Origin of the sequence: Microbispora sp. NBC_01389 (assembly GCF_045040095.1) — a bacterium.
Classification (GTDB): Bacteria; Actinomycetota; Actinomycetes; order Streptosporangiales; family Streptosporangiaceae; genus Microbispora.
The window spans coordinates 2,829,489-2,842,640 of record NZ_CP109552.1 but is presented as its reverse complement, the minus strand read 5'-3'; the positions used below and the strand labels follow the sequence as shown (position 1 = coordinate 2,842,640).

The 13,152-nt window shown below is 69.4% G+C and carries 8 protein-coding genes; 7 read left to right on the top strand and 1 reads right to left on the bottom strand.

Annotation, left to right across the window (positions count from 1 at the left end):
- The first annotated feature begins 20 nt into the window (after positions 1 to 20).
- On the top strand, positions 21 to 2,102 hold the full coding sequence (locus tag OG344_RS12860) for a family 43 glycosylhydrolase (RefSeq protein WP_405088420.1): 2,082 nt from the start codon (positions 21 to 23) through the stop codon (positions 2,100 to 2,102).
- Positions 2,103 to 2,235: 133 nt separating this feature from the next.
- Here OG344_RS12860 and OG344_RS12855 read toward each other — a convergent pair whose 3' ends face one another.
- Positions 2,236 to 2,907, bottom strand: a complete 672-nt coding sequence (locus OG344_RS12855; protein WP_327043507.1) for a FadR/GntR family transcriptional regulator — start codon at positions 2,905 to 2,907, stop codon at positions 2,236 to 2,238.
- 283 nt (positions 2,908 to 3,190) lie between these two features.
- Between OG344_RS12855 and OG344_RS12850 the strand changes: the two genes are divergently transcribed.
- The 6 genes from OG344_RS12850 (at position 3,191) to OG344_RS12825 (ending at position 13,105) form a co-directional block, all read left to right on the top strand.
- Positions 3,191 to 8,176 (top strand): ThuA domain-containing protein, encoded by a 4,986-nt coding sequence (locus tag OG344_RS12850; RefSeq protein WP_405088419.1) that lies wholly within the window; start codon positions 3,191 to 3,193, stop codon positions 8,174 to 8,176.
- A 114-nt stretch (positions 8,177 to 8,290) separates the two neighbouring features.
- Complete coding sequence (locus OG344_RS12845) at positions 8,291 to 8,923, top strand: hypothetical protein (protein ID WP_405088418.1); 633 nt, start codon at positions 8,291 to 8,293, stop codon at positions 8,921 to 8,923.
- Positions 8,924 to 9,076: 153 nt separating this feature from the next.
- Positions 9,077 to 9,796 (top strand): hypothetical protein, encoded by a 720-nt coding sequence (locus OG344_RS12840; protein WP_405088417.1) that lies wholly within the window; start codon positions 9,077 to 9,079, stop codon positions 9,794 to 9,796.
- A 172-nt stretch (positions 9,797 to 9,968) separates the two neighbouring features.
- Entirely contained in the window at positions 9,969 to 10,709 is a 741-nt protein-coding gene (locus OG344_RS12835; RefSeq protein ID WP_405088416.1) for an aminoglycoside 3'-phosphotransferase, read from the top strand.
- 117 nt (positions 10,710 to 10,826) lie between these two features.
- The gene (locus OG344_RS12830; RefSeq protein ID WP_405088415.1) at positions 10,827 to 12,557 is read left to right on the top strand and encodes a PHP domain-containing protein; all 1,731 of its coding nucleotides are present in this window, start codon (positions 10,827 to 10,829) and stop codon (positions 12,555 to 12,557) included.
- Entirely contained in the window at positions 12,554 to 13,105 is a 552-nt protein-coding gene (locus tag OG344_RS12825; RefSeq protein ID WP_405088414.1) for a hypothetical protein, read from the top strand. Before OG344_RS12830 ends, OG344_RS12825 begins: the two co-directional genes overlap by 4 nt.
- The last annotated feature ends 47 nt before the right edge of the window (positions 13,106 to 13,152 follow it).

Genomic DNA, 13,152 nt, shown 5'->3' with positions numbered 1-13,152 from the left:
TTACTCTCTGGAGGACTTCAGTGCCCCCCATCCGACATCGGCGCTGGCTCGCGGCCGCGATGGCCGCCGCGCTCGGCGCTCTCGGAGTCGCGACCGCAGGCACGGCCCAGGCCGCCGCTGGTTGCCAGGTCACCTACACGGTGACCAGTTCGTGGCCCGGCGGCTTCGGCGCCGACGTGAAGGTGACCAATCTGGGCGACCCGATCAACGGCTGGAAGCTGACCTGGTCGTTCACCGCCGGCCAGACCATCACCCAGCTGTGGAACGGCACCCACACCCAGTCGGGCGCGCAGGTCACGGTGAACGACGCGGGCTACAACGCGTCCATCCCGACCGGCGGCAGCACGAGCTTCGGCTTCAACGGCGGGCTGAGCGGTTCGGCCAACCCGGTGCCGACGAACTTCGCCGTGAACGGCACCGCCTGCACCGGCACCGTGACCAGCAGCCCCTCCCCCAGCGCGTCGCCGAGCCCCAGCGCCAGCCCGTCGCCGAGCGCCTCGCCCAGCCCTTCCCCGAGCCCCTCACAGAGCCCGTCGCAGAGCCCGTCGCAGAGCCCGTCGCCCAGCCCCTCGGCGACGCCGAGCGGGCCGTGGCCCCCCTCGTCGACGTACTCCAACCCGGTGCTGTGGGACGACCTCGCCGACATCGACATCATCCGGGTCGGCGACACCTACTACTACTCCGCCTCCACGATGCACTACTCGCCCGGCGCGCCGGTCCTGCGCTCCTACGACCTGGTCCACTGGGAGTACGCCGGCCACTCGGTGCCCACGCTCGACTTCGGCAGCAAGTACGACCTCAACGGCGGCCGCGGCTACGTCAACGGCATCTGGGCGTCGTTCCTGAACTACCGGCCCAGCAACAAGACCTTCTACTGGGGCGGCTGCATCGACTTCAACAAGACCTACATCTACACCGCCACCTCCGTCGAAGGCCCGTGGAACCGGCACACCACGATCAACAAGTGCTACTACGACGCCGGCCTGCTCGTCGACGACAACGACACCATGTACGTCGCCTACGGCAACACGCAGATCAGCGTCGCCCAGCTGTCGGCCGACGGCAAGAGCGAGGTCCGCAGCCAGCAGGTGTTCTCCACCCCCTCCAGCGTCGGCACGCTGGAAGGCTCGCGGATGTACAAGCGCAACGGGAACTACTACATCTTCGTCACCAAGCCCGCCAACGGGCAGTACATCCTGAAGTCCACCAACGGGCCATTCGGCCCGTACGAGATGCGCCAGGTCCTGCTGAACATGTCCGGCCCGGTCTCCGGCGGCGGCGTGCCGCACCAGGGCGGGCTGGTGCAGACCCAGAACGGCGCCTGGTACTACATGGCCTTCCAGGACGCCTACCCCGGCGGCCGGATCCCCGTCCTGGCCCCGGTCACCTGGACCTCTGACGGCTGGCCCACCATCACGACCGTCAACGGAGGCTGGGGCGCGTCCTACCCCTACCCGAACGTGCCGCGTCCGCCTCGTCAGGTGAAGTCCCCGGGCGGGACCGACACCTTCACCGGGTCGCAGCTGGGGCCGGAGTGGGAGTGGAACCACAACCCCGACACCACCAGGTTCAGCGTCGGCAACGGGCTGCGGCTGCAGACCGCCACCGTGACCAGCGACCTGTACTCCGCCCGCAACACCCTCACCCACCGCATCCTCGGGCCGTCGTCCACGGCGACGATCCAGCTGGACTACTCCCAGATGCGCGACGGCGACCGGGCGGGACTGGCGATGCTGCGCGACTCCTCGGCCTGGATCGGCGTCCGGCGCGACAACGGGCAGACCCGGCTGGTCGCGACCAACAACCTGACCATGAACGGCAGCTGGCAGACCACCTCCACCGGAACCGAGGTGGCCTCCACCGCCGTGTCCGGCGGCCGGATCTGGCTGCGCGTCAACGCCGACATCCGGCCCGGCACCGGCCGCCAGGCCAAGTTCTCCTACAGCACCGACGGGGTGAACTTCACCTCCTTCGGCCCCGCCTTCACGATGGGCAACGCCTGGCAGTTCTTCATGGGCTACCGCTTCGGCATCTTCAACTACGCCACCCAGTCCCTGGGCGGCTCGGTCACCGTCAACCGGTTCGACCTGACGCAACCCTGATGCCCTGATCCCGCCGATGAGTTACACCGGCCGGCCCCGGCGCTCCCGACACGAGCGCCGGGGCCGCCTCCATGTCTCGTTCCGTGTCTCGTTCCGTGTCTCGCCGGCGTCGGAAACGGCGTCGGAAACGGCGTCACAGGGCGCTGCGGAGCCACTCCTCCACTCCGGCCACGTGGACCGTGGCCCATGCCCTCGCGACCTCCGGCTGCCGGGCGGCGATCGCGTCGCAGATGGCGGCGTGCTGCTCCCGCGTCTTCTCGTTGGCGCCCTCCTGGGTGAGGCCGCGCCAGATGCGCGCCCGGGTCGTCGGCCCGGACAGGCTCTCGATGAGCGAGCACAGCACCGCGTTGCCCGACCCCGCCGCGATGTGCTGGTGGAAGCGCAGGTCGTTGGCGACGAGCTCCTCCACGCTCGGCTCGTCGGGCACTCCGCTCAGAACCTCGCGGAGCGCCTCGACGTCCTCGTCCGACATGTGCAGCGCGGCCATGGCGGTGGCGGCCGGCTCCAGGATGCGCCGCACCTCCAGGAACTGCAGCACGGTGTCGTCGCGATGGAAGTCCACGACGAACGACATCGCGTCGAGCAGCAGGTTGGGCTGGAGGCTCGTGACGTAGGTGCCGTCGCCCTGCCGTACGTCGAGCACGTTGATCAGTGCGAGCGCGCGCACGGCCTCCCGCAGGGAGTTGCGGGACAGGCCGAGCCGTTCGGCCAGGTCGGCCTCCTTCGGCAACCGGTCCCCGGGGCGCAGCTCACCCGAAATGATCATCTGCTTGATCCGGTCGATCGCCGCGTCCGTCACCGCCACGAAGCCACCCCCTGTGCGCAGGCGGACGAGGCCGCCAGACATCGGACGTCTAGCAGTTTAGGGGAAGCCAGACCATCTCCGGCCCTGGTCAGCGGACTTGCGAAACGCAAATAGGAGTAGACGTAACTTCCAGAACGAAGGAGAGAAAGTCATGTCGATTCGATTAAAAGGTCTTCACAACCGGATGAAACGGGATTACGGTCGCGACGCCTGCTCTTCTGGGGGCGGCTGTGACAAAGCCCCCAGGTCAGCAGTCACCCGTTCACCCCTCAAAGGAGCTGTCTTGACAGTTCACAGGCATCGCGCCCTGAGCCATCTGGCCGCGGCGATGTCCCTCGCAGTGGCTCTCCCCGTCCCCTTGACGCTCGCGTCACCCGCCATGGCGTCGGTGACCCAGGCCGGCGCCGCCAGTGCCGCGGCCCCTGACTTCAAGGTGCTCGTCTTCTCGAAGACGACCGGGTTCCGGCACGACTCGATCCCCGAGGGGATCGCGGCGGTGCAGAAACTCGGCCAGGAGAACAACTTCGCGGTCGACGCGACCGAGGACAGCGCGGCGTTCACCGACGCGAACCTCGCGCAGTACCAGGCCGTCGTCTTCATGTCCACGACCGGTGACCCGGTCAGCACGCAGGACCAGAAGGACGCCTTCCAGCGCTACATCCAGAAGGGCGGCGGCTACGTCGGCGTCCACGCCGCGGCCGACAGCGGTTACAGCTGGGACTGGTACGGCAAGCTGGTGGGTGCGTACTTCAAGCAGCACCCGGCCATCCAGCAGGCCACGGTGAAGGTCGAGGACCCGGCGCACCCGTCGACCGCGGGCCTGCCGACGACCTGGACCCGTACCGACGAGTGGTACGACTACCGGTCCAACCCGCGTAACACGGTCCACGTGCTGACGTCGATGGACGAGAAGTCCTACAGCGGCGGCACGATGGGCGCCGACCACCCCAACACGTGGTGTCAGGACTTCGACGGTGGCCGCTCGTGGTACACCGGCCTGGGCCACCTTAAGGAGAACTACAGCGAGGCGAACTTCCTCAAGCTGCTCCTGGGTGGCATCAAGACCGCCTCGGGCGCCGTCAAGGCCGACTGCTCGGCCTCGCAGAGCAGCAGCTACGACAAGGTGGAGTTGGACGGCGACACGTCCAACCCGATGATGCTGGACATCGCCAAGGACGGCCGGGTCTTCTACATCGACCGGCTGGGCGACGTCAAGGTCATCAAGCCCAGTGGTGGCACGGTCCAGGCCGCTCACCTCAACGTGTTCACCGCCAACGAGAGCGGTCTGCTCGGCATGGCGCTGGACCCCGCCTTCGCCACCAACAAGTGGATCTACCTCTTCTACTCGCCCACGGGCTCGGAGAACGTCGACCGGCTGAGCCGGTTCACCGTCACCGGGGACACCCTGGACATGGCGAGTGAGAAGAAGATCCTCGACGTGCCGGTGCAGCGGGCCGAGTGCTGCCACCACGGCGGCGGCCTGGTCATGGACCCCAAGACCGGCAACCTCTGGCTGGGCACGGGCGACAACACCAACCCCTTCGCCTCCGACGGCTTCGCGCCGATCGACGAGCAGTCGGGCCGGTCCAGCTGGGACGCCCAGCGCTCCGCGGGCAACACCAACAGCCTGAGCGGCAAGCTGCTGCGCATCCACCCCGAGCCGGACGGCACCTACACCGTCCCGGCGGGCAACCTGTTCGCCCCGGGCACGGACAAGACCAAGCCGGAGATCTACGGCATGGGCTTCCGCAACCCGTTCCGGATCGGCGTGGACCCCAAGACCGGCAACATCATGCTGGGTGAGTACGGCCCCGACTCCAACTCCTCCAGCGCCACGCGTGGCCCGCAGAACACGGTGGAGTGGAACCTCATCTCCAAGCCGGGCAACTACGGCTGGCCGTACTGCATCGGCAACAACTCGCCCTACATCGACTACAACTTCGCCACGAAGCAGTCGGGTGCGGCGTTCAACTGCGCGGCTCCGGTCAACGACTCGCCGAACAACACCGGCCTGACCAACCTGCCGCCGGTGATCCCGGCCACGGTCTGGTACCACTACGCCTCCGACCCCAACAACTTCCCGGAGCTGAGCGGCGGCGCCCCGATGGGCGGCCCGGTCTACCGCTTCGACGAGAATGTGAAGTCGGACATCAAGTGGCCGGCGTACTGGGACGGCAAGGCCATGTTCGGTGAGTGGAACAACAACGCCATGTGGTCGTTCCAGCTCAACGAGGACGGCACCAAGCTCGTCGAGATGAACCGGATCCTTCAGACCCTGAGCTTCAAGAAGCCCATGGACATGAAGTTCGGTCCCGACGGCGCCCTGTACCTGATCGAGTGGGGCTCGGGCTTCGGCGGCGACAACGCCGACTCCGGCGTCTACCGCATCGACTACATCAAGGGCAACCGCCCGCCGGTGGCGCGCGCCAGCGCCGACAAGACCGACGGCCCGACGCCGCTGACCGTCAAGTTCAGCAGCGAGGGCTCGAAGGACCCCGACGGCAAGGCCATCACCTACGCCTGGGACCTCGACGGTGACGGAACGACCGACTCCACCGAGGCCAACCCCACCTACACCTACACGAAGGCCGGCGAGTACAGCGCCGTCCTGACGATCACCAACGCCGAGGGCAGGACCGCGACCGCCAGCGTGACGGTCAACGCGGGCAACACCAAGCCCGTGGTCACGGTCGAGCTCCCGCCGAACGGCGCGTTCTTCGAGTTCGGCGACCAGGTGAAGTTCAAGGTCACCGTCACCGACGCCGAGGACGGCACGATCGACTGCGCCAAGGTGCAGATCCAGTCCATCCTGGGTCACGACACCCACGGTCACCCGCTCGACCAGACGACCGGCTGCGAGGGCGTGGTCCAGACCGCCATGGCGGGCCACGGTGAGTACGACAACCTGTTCTACGTGATCGAGGCCAGCTACACCGACAAGGGCGCCGGGTCGGCCAAGCCGCTCACCGGGCGGGGTCAGGTCATCCTGCAGCCCAAGCGCAAGCAGGCCGAGCACTTCAGCGCCACCGGCCGCGTCACCGGCGGCGTGGGCACCGACGCCGCGGGCGTGCAGACCGAGGACACGACCGACACCGCGGGCGGCAACAAGAACATCGGGTTCGTCCAGGACGGCGACTGGTGGTCGTTCGACCCGATCAACCTGACCGACATCACCGCGATCCGTCTCCGCGCCTCCTCGGCCGGCGCCGGCGGCACCGTGCAGATCCGGCAGGGCAACCCCGACAACGGCACGCTCGTCGGTTCGGTGGACATCGCGCCCACCGGCGGCTGGCAGACGTTCAAGGACGTGACGGTCAACCTGACCAACCCGCCGACGACCAGTGGCCCGCTGTACTTCGTCGTGCGCAAGCCGGCGAGCGCGGCGGACGACGCCTACCTGCTCAACTTCAACTGGGTCGACTTCGTCGGCAAGGGCGCCACGGAGAACCAGCGCCCGACCGTGTCGGTGGCCGCCAACGCGACCACGGGCATCGCGCCGCTGAAGGTCGACTTCACCAGCACCGCCAGCGACCCCGAGGGTGACCCGATCACCTACAAGTGGGACTTCGGGGTGAACGGCGCGCCGCAGCCGACCACGGCCAACGCGAGCTACACCTACACCGCCCCGGGCACCTACACCGCCACGGTGACGGTGACCGACGCCAAGGGCGCCGCGAGCAGCGCCCAGGTGCAGATCAAGGTGAACGCGCCGAACACGGTGTGCTTCAGCGGACGTTCGGACGACTTCCTGGGCAACCAGCTCGACCGGGACCGCTGGTCGGTCATCCGGGAGAACCAGGACCTGCGGGTCGCCGACGGCAGCCTGATCATCCCGACCTCGGCCACCGACATCTACCAGACGACCAACAACACGCCGAACATCGTCGTGCAGCCGATGCCGTCGGGCGCCTGGACGGCCACCGCCAAGCTCACGCTGAAGGCACTCACGACCTACCAGCAGGCCGGCCTGGTCATCTACGGCGACGACGACAACTACGCCAAGATGGTGCTGGAGGCACGGGGCACCGACGACCACGCGGCCCGCATCTTCCAGTTCATCCGGGAGGACAAGGGCAGCCCGAACGAGGTGAACGACAGCAACACCGCCAACCTCGGGGACGCCTACCCCGACACGGTGTACGTGCGGTTCATCAGCGACGGCACCAACATCACCGCGCACTACTCGGCCGACGGCACCACCTTCACGGCGATGCCGGAGACCAAGCCGCTCGCCGGGATCTCCAACCCGAAGATCGGCCTGATCTCGCTGGCCGGGGCGAACAACCCGGTGACGGACGCGGCCTTCGACTGGTTCCACATCACGCCCGACGACAAGGCCGCGGCCGCGGACCCGGGCGACGAGTTCGAGGGCACCGCGCTCGACCTCTGCCGCTGGAACGCCAACGTGCGCTACGACGCGACGGCGGCACGGGTCAACGGTGGTCAGCTCCAGCTCGACACGACCACGGGTGACATCTACGGGACCGACAACACCGGCCCGAAGAACTTCATCCTGCAGACGGCGCCGAGTGGTGACTGGACGCTGGAGACCAAGGTCGACGCCTCGGCTCTCACCGAGCAGTACCAGCAGGGCGGCCTGATCGTCTACGGCGACGACGACAACTACGTGAAGTTCGACTACGTCATGGACAACGCCGCGGGCTCCGCGTTGGCCCGGCGGCTCGAACTGCGCAGCGAGGTCGGCGGCGTCGTGCAGGACCCGCAGCCGCAGGTCACGGACCTGACCACCGGGGTGTGGTGGCTGCGCCTGAAGAAGGTGGGCGACAGCTTCACCGGCGCCTACTCCTCCGACGGCACCACCTGGACCGACCTGACCACCGGCGGCACGATCACCGCGGTGACGAACAGCGCCGTGGCCAACACGTCGAAGGTCGGCCTGTTCACCATCGGCACCGCCCAGGCGGCGTCCAAGACGGTCAAGTTCGACTACTTCAAGCTGTCCTCGGCGTCCACGTCGAAGGTCAAGCTGACCGTCACCGCGGCCCCCCGCTGCATCGGCAGCACGGCGTACCTGGCGGTCACCGCCGTCAACGCCGGCGACGTGCCGGCGACGGTGAAGCTGGAGACCCCGTTCGGTTCGCAGACCGTGACCGACGTGGCTCCGGGCAAGCAGGCCTACCAGTCCTTCAACACCCGGACCACCCAGTTCGCCGCCGGCAAGGCCACGGTGACCGGCACCGCCACCATCGGCGGCAAGCAGGTCACCACGTCCTACGACGCGGCCTACCCCGCGGCCAGCTGCGGCTGACCGCACCGGTGGTGACAAGGCGCACGCGCTGACCCACCACCACAGCACAACCGGGGCCGGCCGGCACAACAGCCGGTCGGCCCCGCCCCCTCATAAATTCGGAGAAATCACCCCATGCGAATGACCCGCACCACCCAGATACTCGCCGCCTCCGTGCTCGGCCTCACCCTCACCGGCCTCAGTGTCTCCCCCGCCCTCGCCGGCGACGAGCCCAGCGACGGCATCGACGTCTCCGTCACCATCACCCCCACCACCACCCCCGGCCAGGTCTCCATGACCGTCGCCGACAACAACGGCGTCTCCCTCCAGGAGAACGGCTCCGACGCCGCCGCCCGCCAGTTCGTCGGCACCCTGCCCACCGTCACCGTCACCGACACCCGCCAGCCCGACGAGATCCCCGCCGGCGACTTCTGGGCCGTCGTCGGCCAGGCCAGCGCGTTCACCGCCACCGGCAGCGCCGCACCCCCCATCGGCCCCGAGTACCTCGGCTGGAAGCCCCGCCTGCTGACCGACAGCACCACCGGCGCCGTCTCCGCCGGCGAACCCATCTCCAGCGTCGTCTCCGACGGCACCGGGGCCCCCACCGTCGGTCTCCAGGGCCAGGAGCTCCTCGTCTCCACCGCCGACTCCGCCACCGAGATCGGCACCTCGAAGGTCAACGCCGACCTCGCCCTGCGCACCCCCGTCGACGTCGCCGCCGGCCAGTACCACTCCACCCTCACGCTTTCACTGTTCAACCAGTCCTGACCCATCGCACGCCGTGGACGTCCGGAACGTGTGCGAGTCTGACTCCACGTTCCGGACGTCCATTTCTGCTCCCGGTGTCGCTTCCGGGTGGCGCTTCCCATTACGCTCCGCCTATTACTCCCCGCGGAGAACTTCGACCAGGAGGTGGCAGCAATGAGCCCGCGTAGCGAACCGACGGTGATCCGGCAGCCGGCCAAGGGCCACCGGGTGCTCGCGCCGGTGGTCGCGTTCGTGCTCGGCTCGGTGGTGGCCGGTGGCGTGGTGTTCGCCGCGACCCGGCCCGACTCGACCGAGCAGGCGGTGAACCGGATCCGCGCCGAAGAGGCCGTCCGCGACAAGGCGCAGATCAAGGAGCTGACCGAGCTGGCCCGCACCACCCGCGACAAGCTCGTGCCCGTGCTGGAGGGGCTGGAGCGCGTGATGCCCGTGGATGACGGCGAGGCCGCCTCCACCTCTGCCTCAGCCTCTGCCTCCGCCGAGGGAGGGAAGCCCGAGAAGGCGACCGGCGCCGACATCGCGAACTGGCGGCATGCGACCGCCGCCGCCGTTCAGTCGTTCGCCAACCCACCCTCGGGCGAGACGTACACCAACCTGGCGAGGTCGGGCCTCGCCTCCGGCGTACGGCAGCTCGCCACCACCGTCGACAGCTACGCGGCCGCGCAGGCGCTCACGGGACCGGCCCGCACGAACATGCTGGCCCTCGCCGCCCGGCAGCGGATGGATGCGATCTTCACCTGGTCGGTCGGGGCCACCGCCCTCGACGCCGTCAGCATCGACGCGGGCAACGGACACCAGCACGTCTACCTGCCGGCCGCGCCCGGCAGCGGGGCGCTCACGGCCGACGACGAGGAAGAGGGCCACCACGATCACTGACGCGCCGATCAGCCGCGGGTCCACTTCTGGTTGGACCCGCCGCGGAGGTGCACTGGCAAGTGCCGTAAGCGATTCGGAGCGTGGGTACCGATGCAACACCCCTTCACAGCCACTGCCAATAGTAAGGTTTACTTTTAGTTCGAGCGATCTTCGCTAGGCGAGAATGGGGGTCGTGAGCCGTCCTCCCATCGCCTCTGTTCCGGCCGGGCCCGTCGACGTGCCGCGCGTCGTGGCCGAACTCGCCGACGGCGACGCCGTCACCCCTGTCTGGCGCAACGAGGTCGGCGGCCTCACGTTCCGGCTCGGCGGCACAGGCGACGGTGACACGAGGTACGTGAAGTGGGCCGCCGCCGGCACACCCGGGATCGACCTGGCCGGCGAGGCGGAACGACTGGCCTGGGCGCGACAGTGGATCACCGTGCCCAGGGTGCTCGCGTACGGATCGGACGCGGACGGCGCCTGGCTCGCCACCGCCGCACTCCCCGGCCGTTCGGCGGTGGATCCGCGCTGGACCGCCGACCCCGGCACCGCCGCGGCCGCGATCGGCCGGGGCCTGCGCCTGCTGCACGACGCGCTGCCGGTGGCGCGGTGCCCGTACGACTGGGGAGTCGATCTCCGGCTCCGGCGGGCCGGCGTGCGTCTCGCCCACCCACCCGCTCCCGACCGGCTCGTCGTCTGTCACGGGGACGCCTGCGCCCCCAACACCCTCCTGCACGACGACGGGACGTTCGCCGGGCACGTCGACCTCGGCTCGCTGGGCATGGCCGACCGGTGGGCCGACCTCGCGGTCGCCGCCTGGAGCACCGAGTGGAACTACGGCCCGGGCCACGACGGCGAGGTGTACGACGCGTACGGCGTCGCCCCCGATCCGGAGCGCATCGCCTACTACCGCCTGCTGTGGGACCTCACCTGACCGGTAAAGCCGCGGCTTACTGGATGCTCTCCGGAGTTCACGCGAGGTTCAGCCGTTGCCGCCAGGGTGCATTCGGAGCCGGAGCGATCCCTCCGGCGGAACGAAAGGGCACCACAGATGAGCGAGGGGCACCCCCACCCGCACCCGCACCCCCATCCCCACAGCCACAGCCACGGCCACGACGCCGGGGAGATGGCGACGGTCGTGGACATGGACATTCCCGACGAGGCGCTTTCGCCGGGTGAGCTCTCGCGCCGTCAGATGTTCCGGCGGGCCGGGCTGCTCGGCGCCGGCCTGACCGCCGCGAGCGTGCTCGGCGCCCCCGGCACGGCCGCCGCGACCGGCGCCGGCCGGGAAGGCGGGGACGGCCGGGACGGCCGCGAGCCGAAGGACGGCTACCTGTGGCTCGCGGGTGACCACCACATCCACACGCAGTACAGCTCCGACGCCATGTACCGCGTCGTCGACCAGGTGCGGCACGCCAACGCGTACGGGCTCGACTGGATGGTCATCACCGACCACGGCAGCGTCACCCACGCCAAGATCGGCGTGGAGAAGGTCAACCCCGACATCGTCGCGGCACGTCAGGTGGTCAGGGACACCCTCGTCTTCCAGGGCCTGGAGTGGAACATCCCGGCCGCCGAGCACGGCACGGTGTTCGTCGCCCCCGGGCGTGGCGAGGTGGAGACCCTGAAGGAGTTCGAGAACTCCTTCGACGGCGCGGTGAAGGGCGCCACGGCGAGCACACCGAAGAACGAGGCTCTCGCAGTCGCAGGGCTGAACTTCCTGGCCCAGGCCGTGAAGCGCCGCCGCGTCCCGGACGCGCTGTTCCTGGCCAACCACCCCGCGCGCAAGGGCATCGACTCGCCGCACGAGATCCGCGCCTGGCGTGACACGGCGCCGGAGATCGCGGTCGGCATGGAGGGCGCGCCGGGTCACCAGGCCGCCGGCATCCCCAAGCCCAACGGGCCCGGCTCCGGGCGGGGCTACTACGACAACAGCCCGAGCGCCGACTCCTTCCCCGGCTATCCGGCGGAGAGCTACAAGACCTTCGGCGGCTTCGACTGGATGACCGCGACCGTCGGCGGCCTGTGGGACAGCCTGCTCGCCGAGGGCAGGCCGTGGTGGATCACCGCCAACTCCGACTCGCACACCGTTCACGGCGACGCCAGCGACCGCGGGCCGAACAGCGACTTCGACGCCAACGGCCGGTACGAGGACCCGGTCTACAAGGGCGTGCCGAACCTGTCCAACGGCGACTTCTGGCCCGGCTACTACAGCCGCACCCACGTCGGCGCGACCTCCTTCGCGTACGGCGCGGTCATGGACGGCATCCGCCGGGGCCGCGTCTGGGTGGACCACGGCGGCCTGATCAGCGGCCTGGTCGTCCGCGCCCGGGCACGAGGCAACGGCGGCGGCGTCACGCTCGGCGACACCCTGTCCGTCCGCCCCGGCACCAAGGTCGAGGTGTCCATCCAGATCACGCTGGCGAACCGGCCCAACTGGGCGCAGTTCATCCCCACGCTGGCCCGGGTGGACGTCATCCAGGGCGACGTGACCGGCCCGGTCTCCGACAAGGACGTCTTCACCACCCCGAAGACCAAGGTCGTCACGTCGTACGAGGTCGGAAAGAACAGCGGAACCGTCACCTTCACCTATCAGGTGGGGGCCGTCGACCACCCGGTCTACGTGCGGCTCCGTGGCACCGACGGCAACCGCGTCGCCCCCGGCCTGCTCGGCCCGTCGGTGGACCCGCACGGCCCGGCGATGGACGTGCTCGGCGACGCCGACCCCTGGAAGGACCTGTGGTTCTACAGCAACCCCGTCTGGATCGTGCCGCGCCGATGATCGCCGGCCTGGACAACGGCTCCCGTACGGTGGCGCAGGCCGAGCATCTCCTCCACCAGGTGGTGGAGGCGCTCGGCCTGTCCTCCGGGGTCGTCGGCTGCACCCACTTCGTCCGCACCGGCGACCTGCCGCACGTCGCCTGCTCGCTGACCCTGGCCGGGCACCTGGAGACGTCCCGGCTCCCCGAGGGGGTGTCGGCCGCCCTGGGCGGCAGCCGTACGGGACCGGCCGCCGAGGGCGCGGCGGTGGCCGCGGCCGAGCACGCGGCCCGCACGAGCGGGCGGGTCGTCCTGTTCCCCGGCCGGGACGACCTGCCGGAGACGCTCACGGTCGGCGAGTTGCTGGACCGGACGGCGATCGACCGGGTGGTCGTGCTCGCCCAGCCCGAGCCTCCGGCCGGTGACGTGGTCCTGGTCACCAACGGCTACGTCCGGCCGATCTGGCGGGACGGGCTGATGACTCTGCTCGCCATGCCTGCTCCGGGCGGGCGGATCTCACCGGCCGAGGTGCCGGACCCGACCCCCTGCTGCGCCGACCACGCGTCGTGATCGGTTCGGTATCAAGCCTCTAGTGGATTTTGGACTGATTACGGTCA

Bases quoted from the DNA above. Each gene is read 5' to 3' on its own strand.
- OG344_RS12825 (WP_405088414.1), top strand. From the start codon at position 12,554: ATGATCGCCGGCCTGGACAACGGCTCCCGTACGGTGGCGCAGGCCGAG.
- OG344_RS12830 (WP_405088415.1), top strand. From the start codon at position 10,827: ATGAGCGAGGGGCACCCCCACCCGCACCCGCACCCCCATCCCCACAGC.
- OG344_RS12840 (WP_405088417.1), top strand. From the start codon at position 9,077: ATGAGCCCGCGTAGCGAACCGACGGTGATCCGGCAGCCGGCCAAGGGC.
- OG344_RS12845 (WP_405088418.1), top strand. From the start codon at position 8,291: ATGCGAATGACCCGCACCACCCAGATACTCGCCGCCTCCGTGCTCGGC.